Origin of the sequence: Kroppenstedtia guangzhouensis (assembly GCF_014637345.1) — a bacterium.
Classification (GTDB): Bacteria; Bacillota; Bacilli; order Thermoactinomycetales; family DSM-45169; genus Kroppenstedtia; species Kroppenstedtia guangzhouensis.
Genome location: NZ_BMEX01000011.1, coordinates 1 through 17,104, shown reverse-complemented (window position 1 = coordinate 17,104; position 17,104 = coordinate 1). Strand labels below are relative to the sequence as shown.

Annotated in this window: 17 protein-coding genes; all 17 read left to right on the top strand. The window is 46.8% G+C overall.

All coding sequences use genetic code 11. The annotated features are described in order from the left end of the window. Positions 1-28 precede the first annotated feature (28 nt). The 17 genes from IEV46_RS12995 (at position 29) to IEV46_RS12915 (ending at position 17,023) form a co-directional block, all read left to right on the top strand. Positions 29-1,201: a CpaE/TadZ family protein gene (locus IEV46_RS12995; protein ID WP_188432984.1), complete on the top strand. Its 1,173-nt coding sequence runs from the start codon at positions 29-31 to the stop codon at positions 1,199-1,201. Positions 1,202-1,215: 14 nt separating this feature from the next. Then, positions 1,216-2,577, top strand: a complete 1,362-nt coding sequence (locus tag IEV46_RS12990) for a TadA family conjugal transfer-associated ATPase (protein WP_188432983.1) — start codon at positions 1,216-1,218, stop codon at positions 2,575-2,577. After that, positions 2,574-3,494: a type II secretion system F family protein gene (locus IEV46_RS12985; RefSeq protein ID WP_188432982.1), complete on the top strand. Its 921-nt coding sequence runs from the start codon at positions 2,574-2,576 to the stop codon at positions 3,492-3,494. Before IEV46_RS12990 ends, IEV46_RS12985 begins: the two co-directional genes overlap by 4 nt. Before the next feature lie 12 nt (positions 3,495-3,506). Next, the gene (locus tag IEV46_RS12980; RefSeq protein WP_188432981.1) at positions 3,507-4,421 is read left to right on the top strand and encodes a type II secretion system F family protein; all 915 of its coding nucleotides are present in this window, start codon (positions 3,507-3,509) and stop codon (positions 4,419-4,421) included. A gap of 93 nt (positions 4,422-4,514) precedes the next feature. Then, entirely contained in the window at positions 4,515-4,781 is a 267-nt protein-coding gene (locus tag IEV46_RS12975; protein WP_188432980.1) for a hypothetical protein, read from the top strand. Between the two features lie 61 nt (positions 4,782-4,842). Beyond that, positions 4,843-6,171, top strand: coding sequence for a vWA domain-containing protein (locus tag IEV46_RS12970; protein ID WP_188432979.1), 1,329 nt, complete (start codon positions 4,843-4,845; stop codon positions 6,169-6,171). Between the two features lie 316 nt (positions 6,172-6,487). After that, positions 6,488-7,066 (top strand): Rv3654c family TadE-like protein, encoded by a 579-nt coding sequence (locus tag IEV46_RS12965; RefSeq protein WP_188432978.1) that lies wholly within the window; start codon positions 6,488-6,490, stop codon positions 7,064-7,066. Between the two features lie 107 nt (positions 7,067-7,173). Continuing rightward, positions 7,174-8,007, top strand: a complete 834-nt coding sequence (locus tag IEV46_RS12960; RefSeq protein ID WP_188432977.1) for a peptidoglycan DD-metalloendopeptidase family protein — start codon at positions 7,174-7,176, stop codon at positions 8,005-8,007. 57 nt (positions 8,008-8,064) lie between these two features. Then, complete coding sequence (locus IEV46_RS12955; protein WP_229736105.1) at positions 8,065-8,925, top strand: 3D domain-containing protein; 861 nt, start codon at positions 8,065-8,067, stop codon at positions 8,923-8,925. Positions 8,926-9,803: 878 nt separating this feature from the next. Continuing rightward, complete coding sequence (locus tag IEV46_RS12950; RefSeq protein WP_188432976.1) at positions 9,804-10,991, top strand: VWA domain-containing protein; 1,188 nt, start codon at positions 9,804-9,806, stop codon at positions 10,989-10,991. A 22-nt stretch (positions 10,992-11,013) separates the two neighbouring features. Next, positions 11,014-12,057: a hypothetical protein gene (locus IEV46_RS12945; protein ID WP_188432975.1), complete on the top strand. Its 1,044-nt coding sequence runs from the start codon at positions 11,014-11,016 to the stop codon at positions 12,055-12,057. A gap of 12 nt (positions 12,058-12,069) precedes the next feature. Next, the gene (locus IEV46_RS12940; RefSeq protein WP_188432974.1) at positions 12,070-12,882 is read left to right on the top strand and encodes a hypothetical protein; all 813 of its coding nucleotides are present in this window, start codon (positions 12,070-12,072) and stop codon (positions 12,880-12,882) included. A 16-nt stretch (positions 12,883-12,898) separates the two neighbouring features. After that, positions 12,899-13,585: a hypothetical protein gene (locus IEV46_RS12935; RefSeq protein ID WP_188432973.1), complete on the top strand. Its 687-nt coding sequence runs from the start codon at positions 12,899-12,901 to the stop codon at positions 13,583-13,585. Then, positions 13,572-14,174, top strand: coding sequence for a hypothetical protein (locus tag IEV46_RS12930; RefSeq protein ID WP_188432972.1), 603 nt, complete (start codon positions 13,572-13,574; stop codon positions 14,172-14,174). Before IEV46_RS12935 ends, IEV46_RS12930 begins: the two co-directional genes overlap by 14 nt. Before the next feature lie 70 nt (positions 14,175-14,244). After that, entirely contained in the window at positions 14,245-15,084 is an 840-nt protein-coding gene (locus IEV46_RS18165) for a M23 family metallopeptidase (RefSeq protein ID WP_229736104.1), read from the top strand. Positions 15,085-15,125: 41 nt separating this feature from the next. Beyond that, a complete protein-coding gene (locus IEV46_RS12920) occupies positions 15,126-15,866 on the top strand; it encodes a 3D domain-containing protein (protein WP_229736101.1) in 741 nt (246 codons plus the stop codon). 545 nt (positions 15,867-16,411) lie between these two features. Then, positions 16,412-17,023: a hypothetical protein gene (locus tag IEV46_RS12915; protein ID WP_188432971.1), complete on the top strand. Its 612-nt coding sequence runs from the start codon at positions 16,412-16,414 to the stop codon at positions 17,021-17,023. The last annotated feature ends 81 nt before the right edge of the window (positions 17,024-17,104 follow it).

Here is a 17,104-nt window from a genome sequence, read left to right as displayed (position 1 = left end):
TAAGCAGATAGATGGGAGCTGCAATTACATGGGAGCCCAAGAAAAAGTTCTGATTGTCAGTGATGATGCAACCCTGGCAGAAGATTTTCGATCCAAGGTAGCCGCTGAGTTTCCGCAAAACCAAGTGATTGAATCCAGTGAAGTTCGGCGGGAGATCGTTCGTTTGAAGCCGGATATCGTATTGTTACATGAGCCGAAAGAGGGGACCAGTATCCAGTTGCTCCCCTACATTTCCAAAGAAGTACCCGATGCATTAACCATTTTTATGACCGAGCGACGGGATCCTATTCGCACACGGGATGTAAATCGGGCCGGTGCCTTCGATATCTTGTTTTTACCTGATGAGATCCACGCTCTTGATGATGTGTTAACCCAGGCAGTAAAGGCGTTGAAAAGCAAAAGTGCTCAGGAGGCAGCGGCGGCAACCTTTTCATGGGCCCAGGGTCAAGTGGTTACCTTCTACAGCGGAAAAGGTGGCAGTGGGCGGAGCCTGATCGCATCCACCCTGGCCCAAACCATCGGACTGGATTCCAATGCAAGTGTGTTGCTGGTGGACTTGAACCTGCAATACGGGGGTCTGGAAACGATTCTGAAGATCGACAGTAGCCGCAACATTTTTGATCTGGACCCTGTTTTAAATGAATTGAATGACAACCATATTCGAAGCGTGACCGCGGTGGAAGCCTCCTCTCAGATCGAGGTGTTGCCCAGTCCGAGGAATGCTGAGATTGCCGAGCAAATTACGGAAGACCATGTTCAGCGATTGTTACGTACGGCACGCCTTTACTATGATTACATCTTGGTTGATCTTCCAACGGAGATGACCACTCTCTCCTACACTGTGCTGGAGGAATCGGACTACATCTTTTATGTGATGATCCCGAATATGCTTTCCATGAGTGTCTTCCGAACGGTGCTGGATCTCTTCTCCAAATTGGGAATTGACCCAAACGACCGTCTACAAATGGTGTTGAACCGAATCAGCCGGGATACGGAAATCTCGCACAAAGATGTAAACCGTCATTTTCTGTTTCCGGTTATCGCCAATCTGCGGGATGACAGCAAAAAAATTCAGCAATTGATCAATCAAGGGAATTTGGTTCGCAACAGCAGGAAGGAACGGGGGATCTCATTCTTTGCCCGGGATGTTCAAAAGTTGGCAGGTTGGTTGCTGAAGCAACAAAACAGCCAAACGGTGTAAGGGAGGTGGGAAAGATGGGGCTGTTCACCCAAACCAATCGCGAAACGAAACGCTTACCCCGCCGATCTGCCAGCGAAGCCAAACCCTCCCTGCATGACAGCCGAGTGGATGAACTGGCTGGGCATTTCAAGGCCAGACTCTTGCGTGAAACGGATCTGGAAAAGTTGACCCAGATGCCTTCATCGGAGTTGAGGGTGACCCTCGACCGAATTATCGGCCGGTATATGGCAGATGAACAGGTGGTGATCCCCCAACAGGATCGTGAGCGCTTGATTTCACGGATTATCGATGAGTCCGTCGGTTACGGTCCGCTGGAGTCGTTGTTGGAGGATGACGAAATCACGGAGATCGTCGTCAACGGACCCTATGAAGTTTTTTACGAGAAAAAAGGGGTGCTTCACAAAACCGATATCCAGTTTCGTGATGAGGAAGCGCTACGCCATGTGATTGACCGGATCGTGGCGCCGATCGGCCGAAGAGTGGATGTAAGCTCACCGATGGTGGATGCCCGTCTGCCTGACGGAAGCCGGGTCAATGCGGTCATCCCACCCATCAGTCTGAAAGGATCACTTCTTTCGATTCGAAAGTTCCGCAAAGAGCCGATTCAATTGGAGGATCTCATCTCCTTTGGCAGTTTGACACCGGAGATGGGAGAGTTTTTGACCAGTCTGGTTCAGGCCAAGTTGAATCTGATCATATCCGGGGGGACGGGTAGCGGTAAAACGACACTGTTGAATGCCCTTGCTTGCTTTATTCCGGAGAATGAACGGATTGTGACCATTGAGGATATGGCGGAACTGCGTATTCCCCATGGTCACGTCGCAGGGATGGAAGGACGCCCCGCCAATGTGGAAGGAAAAGGGGAAGTCACAATCCGCCAATTGGTGCGAAATGCCCTGCGTATGCGCCCGGACCGGATCATCGTCGGGGAAGTTCGCGGCTCCGAAGCTTTTGACATGCTGCAAGCGATGAATACGGGTCACGAAGGCTCCTTAACCACGGTTCATGCGAATACTCCAAAGGACGCCTTGAGCCGTTTGGAAGGCATGGTGATGATGTCCGGGATGGATCTTCCCTCGGAGATCATTCGACAATACATCACAGGGGCGATTGATTTAATCGTCCAGATTGGACGTTTACCCGATGGTCAGCGGAAAATGTTGGCTGTGTCAGAAATCGTTACACAAGAGGATGGCAACGTGAAAGTGGTGGATATTTTCCGCTTTCAACAAACCAATGTTTCCAGTGAAGGCCGCGTGGAAGGTCATTTCACCGCCACCGGTCACATACCCACCTGTCTGAGCCGCCTTCAAGCCTACGGCGTTCCGGTCGATCCCCGGATCTTCACACCTGTTCAGGAGGTGGCAAGACCATGATGATCGCCGTGTTTGGGGGTGGAGCGGTATTTTGCTTCGTCCTGGTGCTCTATTTTGTCCTGCAGTATCGCCGGGAGCAGAAAAAAATCTATGAACAGATGGATCAATATACCGATATAGATTCCCAGGAACGCTGGTCCGACAGATTGGCGGATCGATTGGATGAGACCAAATGGGCCGAACGATTGGGTCCCAAACTGAAAAAAGCAAGTATCAAGATCCGACCCTCAGAATACGGCGCGATCTTGGTGATGATCGGTGTGTTGTTGGTATTCCTCCTCCATTTGGGAATGGATGCCCCGCTCTGGTTGAGTGTATTGGTAGCAACAACGATCCCTTTTCTATCCAAGCTGTTTCTAAGTTCCCGAAAGTTTATCTATATAAAACGAGTGGATAATCAACTGTCAGAAGTTTGTCGTCTGTTGAGCAGTGCTGCAAGAGCAGGGCTGTCGATCCCGCAAGGTTTGGAATTGGTGGTGAAGGAAATGCCGCCACCGGTCCGTGATGAATTGGCCATCGTGGTGCGGGAATTGCAATTAGGCAGGGACTTGGAAAAATCCCTTCAGGATCTACATGGGAGGGTGAACAGCAGAGATGTCCGCATTTTTATCAATGCACTGATCATCCAACAGCGGGCAGGCGGTGATTTGGGCCGCGTTCTGAGTGAGATGGCCAGTACAATGGAAGAGCGAAAGATCATTCACAAGACGATCGATGCATCGATATCACAAGCTCGCTATACAGCCTATTTTCTACCGGTGATCTCGGCATTGATGGTCTATATGATGAGTCAAATGATCGATGACTTTTTCGAATTCTTCACTTCCATAATGGGGATTGTAGTTTTGGTTATTTTCTTGGTGATGCAGGTAGTGGGCTTTCTCCTCATCAAAAAAATTGCGGATATCAAGGTTTAGAGGAGTTCCAAAATGAGTAGTATGGGAATTTTCTTATTGGTGATCGGCACCTGGTTTTGCCTTTTTTTCGCCGCAGTCTCCTATTATATCTATCGCATGGAACAAAAGCGGATCCTGATCAATCTGGATGAGCGGATCCCCCCCTGGAAAGTGATGAAGCAGTCCCGAAGCAAGACGGACTTTTTACACCATTGGATGGACCAGCTGGCTCCCACTGGGGAGAAGATTGAAATCTTGAGTGACCCGGTGGACTTGGAAGACCATTTGGTGAAGGCGGGTCATCCCTATGGGCTGACGGTCAAACGATTGCAGGGAGCGAAACTCCTGGGAACGATCATGGGGCTGGCTTTTGGGCTATTATACTGGTTGATCGGGTTACCTTTTGCTCCGATCATGCTCGTATTTTCTCCCTTTATCGGTTATATGGTCCCGATTTACGGTATTCAGTGGATAGCGAAAAGGCGTCAAGACCAGATACGCTATGAACTCCCTGATTTTCTCGACATGATGAGTATCACCCTTCAAGCCGGGATGGGTTTGGACCAAGCCCTCAACTACTACGTGGAAACATCGGAAGGACCTCTCAGTGAGGAGTTTGCACGCCTGAACCAAGAGATACAATTTGGGGTTCAGCGGGAAATGGCTTACCGCTCTCTACTCAAACGCACCACCTCAACAGAGTTGGAAGCCCTGATCCAATCGATGATTCAGGCATACAATCTGGGGACTCCGATCGCCAAGACCTTTGCTCAGCAGGCAGAGGAGATGCGCCGCATGCGTTCGGAACAAGCAAAGGAAGCGGCCGGCAAAGCTTCTCCGAAAATCTCCCTGGTTTCCGGTTTTATCATTGCCCCTTCCATTATGTTGTTGATGTTGGGAGCGATTGTTTACAGCTACTTCATCAAACAGAGCCTCTTTGGGGGATAAGAGACGAAAAGGAGGTGAGGCTGGCGGGAGGCGATTCAGTTTGAGGTTGGACGAACTTTGGGATCATGAAATTTTATACCAGGAGGAGTTCGAATGGACAAAAAGATGATGTGGAAACTGCGTTGGGCTGGTATCAAGGAATACCTGCCTTCTTTCAAAAAGCCCTTTGCCAGCAGAAAAGGGTCTCCCACTATGGAATACGTCACCATCTTGGCAGCCGGCGCACTTTTGGCAATGATTGTGGTTAGCTTTTTTCAAGAAAGTGGAGATGGATCTATTGCTAACGTAATCAAAACCAAAATCAGCGATACAATTAAGGGGGAAAGTGGGGGAGGTGATAATGAGGATCCCCCTAAATAAGTTCTCATAGAAGTTGGCCGTCGATCGGCGGCCTTCTTTCCCAATACAAGGAGGGTTCAGAATGAGATGGTTTTCCTTGCAGGGGCTTTTTGCCGTTGTTTTGACAACAGCGCTGATCGTGAGTGGATGCAGTACTGGAGAAAAGGAAGGCAGTCAAGAGAAGCCGGAGAAGAAGGAAGAATCGATCCCCAAAGCCGCCCATGAACCGAAGGAGATCATGAAGCAGAAGCCCGGGCGTTTTTCCGGGGATAACTATGACCGAAAGAAAGTGGAGCAGGCCTTGGATCAGTTTCCTGACAATTTGAGCACAGAAGAGGCCTATGACCGACTGGTTTATCTGTTGGGGGAGAACTACCGTCCCCAATACGAAGAGCTGATGAGTCTGGATCCCACGATCCAAGTGAATGAAAAAACGCCAGATAACAAAATAGATGTTCCGTCCATTGAACAGATGAATGTGGAAATTCTTCTCGATGCCAGCGGCAGTATGGCAGGGAGGGTGGATGGTGGTGTCAAGATGGACTTGGCCAAACAGGCGATCCGGGCGTTTGCCTCTGACGTACCGGAAGGTGCCCAGGTTTCCCTGCGGGTCTATGGGCATAAGGGAAGTAATCAGAAAAAGGACAAGGAAGTCTCCTGCCAAAGCAATGAATTGATCTATCCCTTGAAATCTTATGACTCCAGTCAATTTGAACAGTCCTTGAACCAGTTTAAACCCACCGGCTGGACCCCATTGGCCTCGGCGATACAAGCAGCCCGGGAAGATCTGAAAGAGTGGGCAGGGGAGAAGACGCGAAACATCGTCTATGTGGTGAGCGACGGGGTGGAAACCTGTGGGGGGGATCCGGTAAAAGAAGCGAAGAAACTGGGGGAGTCGGGAATTGAACCGATGGTGAAAATCATCGGATTTGACGTGGATGATGCCGGTCAGCAACAGCTGAAAAAAGTGGCGAAAGCAGCAGATGGCTCCTACCAGACGGTCACATCCGGTGATGACTTGAAAAAGTATTTGGAGGGGGAAAAGGAAAGGATCAGACGAGAATGGGAAGATTGGTCGATTCACAGCCAACTTATGACATATGAAAAATGGTCTAAGAAGGTTGATGAAGTTCGGGACCTTCTTTTTAAAAAGCCGGATGGGAATGAGAAAGGAATATCATACATAAAGAAACAGGAAATTAAGCGCTTAAATGAGTCTGTTGACTACCTAGAGAAAAAAAATAAGTTAAAAGATAAAGACTCCCTTTCTGACAAGATTTATTGGAGAGATAGTAATATGACAAAGTTTTTTGGCCGTTTGGAAACATCGATGGTGGATAAACTGAACAAGGCTCAAGATAAAGCAAGAGAAGATATAAAGGATCAAGAAGAAGAGATGACCAATCAATAATATATGTTCTATTTGTGATTATAAGGTGGGATTCGTTGAGAGACCTTTAACGTTTAAGACGATTCCTACCTGACTCTCTTTCATAGTCTGTTTTTTTCTCCGGACTCTTAATACTCTCATTGACCGGGCATCTTGAGTATAAGGTGACTCAAAACTCTTTCAGAATGAAAAACAATTAAATAAAGGAATCTGGAGTTTTATTCTTCGCCAATGCTATTTCCTTTATCCCCTTTTTTCCGTTTACGTCATTATCAAATATCTGGACTGGACAGGGATGGACGCCCTGAATCGGTAGTTTTTCTGGGGAGGCAAGGCAATGTTCCCTTTAGGAAAGTTTATAAATGGTAAGCGAGGTAACGTTACCACTTTATGGGTAACTGGCTTGCCGGCTTTTATGATGATGTTTATGTTTCTTGCAAGTTTGGCTGTGGTATGGATGACCCACTCCACTTCTCAGGTGGCAGCGGACAGTGCCAGTCTGGCAGCCACAAAAAAATTGGACCAGATTGTCCAAGAAGAGCAGCAGAGGCGAATGAATGCGGTGATGGCGCAAAATCGGGGAAAAGAGCCTGGAGACCCGGGTTATGTGGATCCGTATTATGCAGTGTTGGGAACACCGCAAAAGCGCCAATATTTTATGGAAAGTGTGGTCGCTGGTCATAAGGCAGAGTTAATTTCAACGATTAGATCCTATTCGAAAAAGAATGGTGGAGGAGTACACGGTAAGATCCGTCTATCGAAGCATGGTCGGGTTGAAGTTGTGATTAAAACGAAATTTGAACCCCCGATCTTCAAGGAGGATTTTAAGAATACCCAAGTTCAAGGAAGTGGAACCGGTCCCCGACGGGAATATCTGAGTTGGGTGAAGGAAGGTTCGATTCAGGTCGTATTCTAGGAAAAGGTCACCCAGGGGTTATGCATGGATGAAGAGGAATGCCAAACCCGGCCCGGCCTGAGAGAAAAACGAAAACCTTTCTTGAGTGGAAAGGGGGAATATAGATAGTGGATAGACTAAAGCAGTTTTTCCGAGGCAGCAGGAAGGGGGCTGCCACCATAGAATTTGTGACTGTTCTGCCTCTGGTTATATTTATGTGTTTATTTGTTTGGCAATTTATTGTGATCGGAATGGCAGTGATGGAAGCCCAATCGGTGTTGAAAGAAGGGGTGCGCCTGGCGGCATCCTCCGGGGATGCAAAATTGGCCGAGAGAGAGGGGCGTTCTTCTTTCCAGGGGTCGGACTACTATTCACTCGACTCATATCAAGTGGAGATCAAGGACGAAAAAGCGATCGCCAAAGCCAAAGTACGAATCAAAGTCTTATTTATGTCTTCCTCCCCATTTACATACTCCAGTTCAGCTAAAACACCTATTTATGATGACACAAACAGCCAAATGGCCGGTTCCATGATGTTAGCGGGTCCTTTAATGACAAGCGGAGGAAAATTTGGACCGCCTGTTGCAAATATGAGGATGACATCCCCCTTTGGAGGGCGTAATGACCCGATGGGCAGAGGGTACAGGAATCATACAGGGGTCGATTTCGGTGCAAGTGAAGGAACACCGATTTATGCTGCAGGAGACGGTGTGGTTACCCGTGCTGGGGCCGCGAGAGGGTATGGCAATCTGATTGTGATCAGCCACGGGAATGGCCTGGAAACTTGGTATGCACACATGTATTCCCATCAAATCGGCGTACATGTGGGACAGAGGGTGAAACGAGGGGACCATATCGCAGGTGTAGGAAGTGCCGGGAATTCAACGGGTGCCCACTTGCACTTTGAGGTGAGGGTGAATGGTCAACCGGTGAATCCGGTGCCTTATCTGGGTGGGGGGTAAGAAGAGGTTTTCAAGAATCCACTTTCTTGAAGACCTCCTTTAAAGGGAGAGGAGTATATGAGAGAGCTACTTAAAAAGTGGTTTCAATGGAGTCAAAAATACCGTCGAGGAGCTTCTACGGTCGAATTTATTGTGATCCTCCCGTTATTTTTCCTCTTGGGCTTGGTGGTATGGCAGTTGGTTTTGGCAGGAATGGCTGTGGTGGATACCCAGGCGGCAGTACGGGATGCTGCCCGGGTGGCCTCCACTTCAGGAGATGAAAAGCAGGCTGTGAAGGAAGGGAAAGCCTCCTTTGGGTCCCCGTCGGGATATTCGTTAAAGAAATTTAAAGTGGATATCAGTGGAGAAACAGTGTTCGTCAAGGCAACCACTCAGATTCCCGTTATCTTTATGGAANAAGGGAAAGCCTCCTTTGGGTCCCCGTCGGGATATTCGTTAAAGAAATTTAAAGTGGATATCAGTGGAGAAACAGTGTTCGTCAAGGCAACCACTCAGATTCCCGTCATCTTTATGGAAACTTCCCCATTTACTTATCGGACGAAATCCGAAGCCCCCCTGCTTGCCCAACCGGTGTTTGGCCTAGCGGACGAACGCGCTCCCACCATGGCAAAATCATTGGGGACATTCACTTTGACCGCTTATACTGCGGGTGCCGAATCCACAGGAAAATCCCCCGGAGATCCGGGGTATGGAATTACGGCCAGTGGTGCCCGGGTTTCTGAAGGGGTGACCATCGCTGTGGATCCTCGTGTGATCCCGATGGGCTCGCGGGTATATATTGAAGGAATCGGTTACCGAATTGCCCAGGATACGGGAGGGGCCATTAAGGGGAATCGAATTGATGTCTATATGGATTCTCTAATGGAAGCCCGCCTGTTTGGTGTGAAAAAAAATGTCAGGGTAATGCTCGTAAACTAATAAAATCAATGGAGAGGACGGTAATTGGGCCATGGGTAATTATTCAGAAATACAATACACCATGGCCTAAAATAATTGTTACTTTAGATATTAATAGAGAATCGGTGGATGGAGGGGATGAGCAGTAATAAGTGTCTCTTAACTTTCTGATTATATATGCTTTTATGTACGTCCCATCCTGCAAGGAAGTGAAAGCGGTCGCGATCGTTACAATTTTTGGGTCGGGAAAAGGAAATGTTGTCTTTGAACGCCCTCATTTCAATATTCTCAGCTGAAGAGGATGGGAATCTCAGCACGGGGGAATAGCCATTGTAGTGGTGTGGTACAAAGGGTTATTTTATACCCATAATGCATAAATCTAACTTGCCTCGCTTCCTGTCTATAGCATTTCCAACGCTCATTTTCTTTCTGAAGTAAGCAGAAGAAAACTAGGAGGAGACCAATGGGTAATAATTTACGAGGGATATTCACAGCTATTTTTTTGTGATTTTTATCACCGGATTAATTTCTCCTTAGCATGCCGTCTGTTGAGCAGTGCCGCCAGGGCAGGTTTGTCCATTCCCCAAGGGTTGGAGTTGGTAGTAAAAGAGATGCCGCCGCCGATCTCCGACGAATTGGTAAGCCGAAGGATGAACAAAAGGATTAACGTAATTTAAAAGGGGAATGGTATGTGACTTTTCATAAGTCACATACCATTAATTCATCAGGAGGGGCAGCTTATGCGATCTTTAAGGATGATATTTTCATTAAGCTTAGTCCTGTGTTTGCTTTTGACTACAGCTTGCTCTACTGACTCCTCAAATCCGGAGACTGCGAAAAAGGTCAAAGAAGCCAAGCAGGAAAAAGAAGAGCAAGAACTAGCTGAGGATGCAGAAGGAATGTTAAGAGAGGGCCCCGGGAAGTTTGCGGGCAAGGCCTATGATGAGAAAAAGGTGCAAAAAGCTCTGGATCAATTGCCGGATAATCTGAGTGGTGAAGAGGCCTACAAGCATCTACTTTCTCTCTTGGCAGAGGATTACCGCCCTGTAACCAAGGAAATGGATCGTTTTAATACCGGGCTTGAACTGACCGGAGACACCCCGGGAGGGGTCAGGGGGCCGGATGGACAGAAATCAGCGGAGGAAAAACCTCTTTATGTCTCCATCCTGCTCGATGCCAGTGGAAGTATGGCGGGGCAGGTGGACGGCGGGATGAAAATGAATTTGGCCAAAGCCGCTGTGGAACGGTTTGCTTCCTCCTTGCCCGAAAATGCAAAGGTATCCCTCTGGGTGTACGGACATAAAGGCAGCAACTCCAAAAAGGACAAACAGGTCTCCTGTAAGAGCACGGAAGAGGTGTATCCTCTGGGAACGTACCAAGAAGAGAAGTTCAGCCAATCCCTGGATCAGTTTCAAGCAACGGGTTGGACCCCGATTGCAGCATCCATGAAGGCGGCCCGGGAGGAGTTGCAGAAAAACTCGGGTGAAGATGCCACCCATATGCTTTACATCGTGAGTGATGGGGTGGAAACCTGCGGAGGCGACCCGGTGGCGGAAGCTAAGAAACTGAATCAATCCCAGATCCAGGCCGTCGTGAACATCATCGGTTTTGATGTTGACGATGCCGGTCAACAAGCCTTGCAAAAGGTTGCAGAGGCCGGGGGAGGAGAGTATGAGACCGTAGAAAGTGAACAGGATCTGAGAAGCTATTTTGATGAACAGCATCTGGATTTAAGTCTTGAGTGGATGCATTGGCACACTGATCAAAGCCTGGACGTAACATCCCAATTTTACAACAAACTTGAAAAGCTAAAAAAATTGTCTGGTTTTGCTGGGGAACTTGACAATCAGATAGAACGAGAATGGGGTAGAATGACAGATGCTATCGAGTATCTCGACAGCCAGGAGAAGTTTGGAAATGACGAAAAAAGCGATGCATGGGATCTAGTAGATAATAGAAAAGAGGTACTAAGTGAATATCGAGAAACGAGAGATAATGAGATGGCAGGTTCTTTAGAAAGTAATGAAAGGACATTACAAGATAAGATTGATGAAAAGGCTGAAGAAATGAGAGAAAAATATGAGTGACTGTTGATCAAAGGAGGACTCTATGAGTAACCCACTTCGCAGGAGAGTCGCGATCGTCACCCTGCTGTTCATCGGACTCTCCTTGGCTTCTCCTTTTAGTTTCACAGTGTATGCAGATTGGAAAATCGATACACCGACGGAAGTGGAAACACCGACGGAAGTGGATACACCCACAAAAGTGGAGACACCTACTAAGAGCCACACAAAAACAGAAGCCAAAAAAGAAACTCCCCCAAATGGTGATGGTCATTCAGGTGTCAGCTGGACAGACGCCGGCAAATATGCGTTCAGGGCCACAAAACAAGTGAAGGACTGGCTGATCGGGAACAAGGAAGTCATTGACGGCTGGAATGAGGCTGTTGAACTTAGACGACGGGGTCAAATCCCTTCCCGGGAATGGAATTCCCATTTGGTAAATGAAAAATTCGATAAATTGGACAGTAAACTTCGCAGAGGCTTAGCCAAAGATGCCCTCAAAACTGGACTGGGATTGTACCTCCCCACTCACGGGGACAGAAAGTCCAATGTACAAGTCGGCATGGATGTCTTGACCGGCATTAATAATGGAAAAGATGCTTACGGTTATTATAAAAAATACAAAGCCTCAAAAACGTTTGGTCAAGGCCTTTCTAAAGGTATTGAAGTTGCTGGAGAAGCAAGTAATGTTGCTTCAAAGGCAGGTTTTGGGTCCAAAATACTGACCAAGGCGAATCCGGTTCTATCAGTAGTCGGAACGGGAATTGCCGCCTATGATACCTACAATAATTTTCAAAAGGGAGATTGGTTAGGGGTTACCTCAGGGGTCGGTGATGTTCTGATGAGCGCCGCACCTTTGGTGGCTGCAGCTTTCCCACCTGTGGCAGCAGGAATGGCGATTGCCGGGGCAGCCCTTTGGATTGGTGCAAAGACTGTGCAACATTGGGATTCCATTAAGAAGATTGCCACAGACCCGATCGGTTCTGCCAAGGAAGCTTGGGGTGACACGAAAAAAGCAGTCTCCAATGCAGCGAAAGATGTTGCAAACTCGGCCAAAAAAGCTTGGAACAAGGTGACCAGTTGGTTTTAACGGGAGGATAGCATGGAGCTTCATGAATATGTGCCACAGAGGATATTGGAGGTCGTGAAACAGAACCGGGCCCATGGCCGGGATCAATATGGAGTTCTTCCTATTATTATTGAGCATGAAGACAAACACTACTTTTACGCCCATTATAAAACCTCAGACAGATATCTTGTTATTCGGGAAGATGGTCAGATCCCTTCCTTAAAAGAAATTGAACCGGTAATTATTATGGCCGCATCATTTGTTAGCTATAGTAAAGCCTTTTATGTAATTGGTGACCAATGGGTTAAGGAAAAAACGATCAGAAACTACCAAAGGATTCAAAGGTTGCTGGATACCCTGGAGAAGGGACTGCAACATCGTTTGACCAAAGAACAACGGGATTTGCTGAATGAATTTCGGCAGACGGCTCAAACTGTGATCGATTGGCAACGGGAATTGGAGCGTTTGGTGGCAGAGGGTAAAAAAGGGATAGAGAAGATTAGATATAAAGTTGGATCGATCCAGGATCGTGAACGATTGGATCAACTGCAAAGACAATCGTTAAAATGCGTTCATGAACAGAATCAGGTTCAACTGGACACCTATGAAAAAAGGAAACTGTTGATAAAGAGTTTGTGGAAGTCTATTCCCCTTTTCAGTATTCGGTCGTGGTTTGCTTTCTATGAACTAAAGATGCATCATCAAAGAATGCTCGATTGGTCTAAAATGGACATGGAAGAGATCAATGACATGGAAATAGTGAAGAAACGTATTGATGGGGAAAGAGACCCTGAAAGTAATCAGGTACTAAAAGAAATAAAGGCCGCTGTCATTAATCCCAGATAGGAGGGGATCTTCCGTCATGATACATATCAAATACGCACTTTCCTTCTACCGACAGCAAATCCTGAAGATCCTTCTCCTGATCTTGGTATTCTTTATCCCCCTGCAGTTGACCAGTCTTCTGATCTCCAACCTTTTGGTTCTCTACTATGAACCTTTGGGGATTCCTTCGTTTGGTCTGTTTCTGGGGACCTGTGTAAATCTGCTTATGATCTGTCTGTTTCAAATGCCCTTTATCCATATGGTTATTCAGGATCAAATCGGGGATGGGGTAAAAGTGAAGAATGCGTTGGGAGCTACATTGGAAAAGGGGTTTCGTGTGTATCTGTGGAGTCTGGTCTATATCCTGATGGTCGCCCTTGGAACCTTACTTTTGGTGGTTCCTGGAGTGATTCTCGCGATTCTGTTCTTCATTCTCCCCTACGTGGTGATGATTGAGAAGGAAAAAGGTTGGGCCAATCTGAAAACGGCCTTTCAGATTGGAAAAGATAATTTTTTGCGTATCGCCGGTGTCCTGTTGCTCTTTGGTGTGATCCAGTGGTTGTTGGAGAGCGGAGTATTGGTAGGGAGTATCATGTTGGTGGACTCCTTTTTGGTGGTAGCCATCATTCAGATGGGGGTTAGCAGTTTAGTCTATCCTTTGTTTATCTTCTTATTGACCCATATGTATCTGGATTGGACAGGAGCCAACTATGATTTGGTTTAAGGTGAGGCAGATGAATGGATGGAATTTGGCCGAAAATCGTAAAAGAGGCAATGTCACGATGATGTGGGTGACAGGATTACCGGCATTTATGATTATGTTTATGTTTCTGGCCAGTTTGGCCGCTACCTGGATGACCCACTCCACCTCTCAAGTGGCGGCCGATGCCGGAAGTTTGGCTGTGACGAAAAAATTGGATCGGATCGTTGAGGAAGAGATGCAAAGACGAATGAATGCAATTGCGGAGCAAAACCGGGGGAAGCAGCCGGGTGATCCAGGGTATGTGGATCCTTATTATGCTGTTTTGGGAACAAAGCAAAAACGGCAACGTTTTATGGAAAGTGTGGTTTGGGGTCATAAATCAGAGCTCGCTTCGGCGGTGGAGACGTATGCCAAAAAGAATGGTGGGGGGAAACTCTCCTCGATCCGAATGACTGTCCATGGGCGTGTAGAGGTAACCATTAAAACGAAATTCAACTCCCCGATTTTCAAGGAAGATTTTAAGAATACTTATGTTCGAGGGAGTGGCACTGGTCCCAAACGAGAATATTTATCCTGGGTAGAGGAAGGGTCGATTGAAATAAAATTCTAGATTGTTTAGGCCTGAAAAATCAGATGACAGCGTTTTAACAATGGCCAGGGTTTGGAGGGGGGACAACGTTTTGGCCACCAAGTTTAAGCGAATCTTAAAATGCGGAAAAAAGGGTTCCGCTACACTTGAGTTTATTACCATCTTGCCATTGGTCATATTCATGTGTTTATTTGTTTGGCAATTAATCGTAGCTGGTATGGCCGTATTTGAAACACAATGGGTATTAAAGGAAGGTGTGCGGATCGCAGCTTCTTCTGGGAGTACAAAAGAAGCTGAAAATAAGGCACGTTCCGCTTTTCATGCCTCGGACTACTATTCACTGGACTCATATAAAGTGGAGATCAAAGACGAAAAAGCGGTTGCCAAGGCCAAAGTGCGAATCAAGGTATTATTTATGTCTTCCTCCCCGTTTACATACTCCAGTTCAGCTAAAACACCCATTTATGATGACGAAAATACCCAAATGGCTGGTTCCATGATGTTAGCCGGACCTTTAATAACAAGCGGAGGAAGATTTGGGCCGCCTGTTGCAAATATGAACATAACGTCTCATTTTGGAGGGCGTAACGATCCTCTGGGACGAGGGTACAGGAATCATACAGGGGTCGATTTTGGTGCAAGTGAAGGAACACCGATTTATGCTGCAGGAGACGGTGTGGTTACCCGTGCAGGTGCGGCGAGAGGGTATGGCAATCTGATTGTGATCAGCCACGGGAATGGCCTGGAAACTTGGTATGCACACATGTATTCCCATCAAATCGGGGTACATGTGGGACAGCGAGTAAAACGAGGAGACCATATCGCAGGAGTGGGAAGTGCAGGGAACTCAACGGGTCCTCACTTGCACTTTGAGGTAAGGGTGAATGGCCAACCGGTGAATCCAGTGCCTTATCTGAACGGAGGGTATTGAATTTAACTTTTCTTGAAGGCCCCTTTAAGGAGAGAGGTTGTATGATAGATCAACTAAAACAGTGGCATTTGTGTAGCCAAAAGTACCGACGGGGAGCGTCTACGGTTGAATTCATTGTGATCTTGCCGTTATTTTTCCTCTTAGGATTGGTGGTATGGCAGTTGGTTTTGGCAGGAATGGCTGTGGTGGACACCCAGGCGGCAGTACGGGATGCTGCCCGGGTGGCTTCCACCTCGGGAGATAAAAAAAAGGCCGTGAAAGAAGGGAAATCTTCCTTTGGATCCCCGTCGGGATATTCGTTAAAGAAATTTAAAGTGGATATCAGCGGGGAAAGAGTGTTTGTTAAGGCGACCACTCAGATTCCCGTCATCTTTATGGATACTTCCCCCTTTACTTATCGGACGCAATCCGAAGCCCCTCTGCTTGCCCAACCGGTCTTTGGCCAAGCAGACGAACTGGCTCCCACCATGGGGAAACCATTGGGGACATTCACTTTGACCGCTTATACTGCGGGTCCCGAATCCACAGGAAAATCCCCCGGAGATCCGGGGTATGGGATAACCGCCAGTGGTGCACGGGTTTCTGAAGGGGTTACCATTGCAGTGGATCCTCGTGTGATCCCGATGGGTTCACGAGTATATATTGAAGGAATCGGTTATCGAATTGCACAGGATACGGGAGGGGCTATTAAGGGGAATCGGATTGATGTCTACATGGAGTCCCTAAATGAAGCCCGTATGTTCGGTGTTAAAAAAAATGTCAGGGTAATGCTTGTAAACTAATAAAACAATAAAGAGGACCATTTCCGGAAGCGTTGTGTTTTAAATTGTTCTAGGACGGTCGGGATTGGGCTTCACATTCCGGCGCCAAAGCTTTGGCAATCTAAAGACGATCTATGTGAAACTCAATCCTCCTTGTGAGTTTTTCACAACATATCTAGTACTGCTTTGAGTGTTGATGAATTTTACTCAAGAAAATGTCGAATGTTGTCTCAAGTCAATTGAAAACAGACGGTGATTCTGCATTTGGAGCTCGCTCCACACCCACAATACAGACTATGTTCGACATCGATTGACACTCTTTATGTAAGGCTCAAGGTGGTACTAGGCCCATGGATAATTATTAGCATGGCCTAATAATGCTTTGATCCTAACTTTAAAAGCGTCAACGGAAAATCTCAATACCGGGTCGTCAGCCATTGTGGTTATTGTGCAAAAGGATCTTTTCTACCCATAACACACAAATATACGGATTTTCGTTCCATATTTACAAGTACATGATCCCTTTCCAACGCTCATTTTCGGAAGAGGAAACTAGGAGGAGACCCATGGATAGCAGTTTACGAGTGGCATTTACAATTATTTTTTTTGTGGCTTTTATTACCGCACTAATCTCCCCTTTTACACCAGTAGCTTATGCAGATTGGGAAATTGATACCCCGACTGATATTGATACCCCGACTGACGTAGATACCCCAACTGATGTGGATACACCTATAAGCACGGAACCAATGGATGGTAAAGAAGGTAGAGAAAAGAGAAATGATGAAAAAAATATTAACAGTAATAACAAGAGTTCTGGTGATGAAGATTGTTCCGGATTTTACGGATTCATATACTGTAAAGTAACACCGTATACTGGGAACATCTATGATGGAATTAAAGGTCTACCCAGCATGTTATCTGCAATGAATGGATATTATCTCAAACCAACAAACTTGCCCCCTTGGGTGGGTCAGGTATATCGTGGGCAAGCTTACGAGGTAATTCGTAATAATTGGTTGAAATTAGGCAATATAGGAGAGGGTGTTCCCAGTTACAGTCAATATATTACAAGATCACATAGCCAATTTAGTGGTGTTTTTCATGGGGTTGGACAAGCGGCCAAAGGGAATGCAGTAATCGGAGGCCTATTGAAGGGATTGTCCCACTCGTCGTAGATTTTCGTGACGGCCTTTTTCGCTGTTTTACGCGGTGATGGGCTTATTTTCCTTTGGTTCGCTGTCGATGTGTTGTTCCAG

Excerpts from the sequence above, each read along its gene's own strand:
- IEV46_RS12995 (WP_188432984.1), top strand. The coding sequence starts at position 29 with ATGGGAGCCCAAGAAAAAGTTCTGATTGTCAGTGATGATGCAACCCTG.
- IEV46_RS12990 (WP_188432983.1), top strand. The coding sequence starts at position 1,216 with ATGGGGCTGTTCACCCAAACCAATCGCGAAACGAAACGCTTACCCCGC.
- IEV46_RS12985 (WP_188432982.1), top strand. The coding sequence starts at position 2,574 with ATGATGATCGCCGTGTTTGGGGGTGGAGCGGTATTTTGCTTCGTCCTG.
- IEV46_RS12980 (WP_188432981.1), top strand. The coding sequence starts at position 3,507 with ATGAGTAGTATGGGAATTTTCTTATTGGTGATCGGCACCTGGTTTTGC.
- IEV46_RS12975 (WP_188432980.1), top strand. The coding sequence starts at position 4,515 with ATGGACAAAAAGATGATGTGGAAACTGCGTTGGGCTGGTATCAAGGAA.
- IEV46_RS12970 (WP_188432979.1), top strand. The coding sequence starts at position 4,843 with ATGAGATGGTTTTCCTTGCAGGGGCTTTTTGCCGTTGTTTTGACAACA.
- IEV46_RS12965 (WP_188432978.1), top strand. The coding sequence starts at position 6,488 with ATGTTCCCTTTAGGAAAGTTTATAAATGGTAAGCGAGGTAACGTTACC.
- IEV46_RS12950 (WP_188432976.1), top strand. The coding sequence starts at position 9,804 with ATGTTAAGAGAGGGCCCCGGGAAGTTTGCGGGCAAGGCCTATGATGAG.
- IEV46_RS12945 (WP_188432975.1), top strand. The coding sequence starts at position 11,014 with ATGAGTAACCCACTTCGCAGGAGAGTCGCGATCGTCACCCTGCTGTTC.
- IEV46_RS12940 (WP_188432974.1), top strand. The coding sequence starts at position 12,070 with ATGGAGCTTCATGAATATGTGCCACAGAGGATATTGGAGGTCGTGAAA.
- IEV46_RS12935 (WP_188432973.1), top strand. The coding sequence starts at position 12,899 with ATGATACATATCAAATACGCACTTTCCTTCTACCGACAGCAAATCCTG.
- IEV46_RS12930 (WP_188432972.1), top strand. The coding sequence starts at position 13,572 with ATGATTTGGTTTAAGGTGAGGCAGATGAATGGATGGAATTTGGCCGAA.
- IEV46_RS12920 (WP_229736101.1), top strand. The coding sequence starts at position 15,126 with ATGATAGATCAACTAAAACAGTGGCATTTGTGTAGCCAAAAGTACCGA.
- IEV46_RS12915 (WP_188432971.1), top strand. The coding sequence starts at position 16,412 with ATGGATAGCAGTTTACGAGTGGCATTTACAATTATTTTTTTTGTGGCT.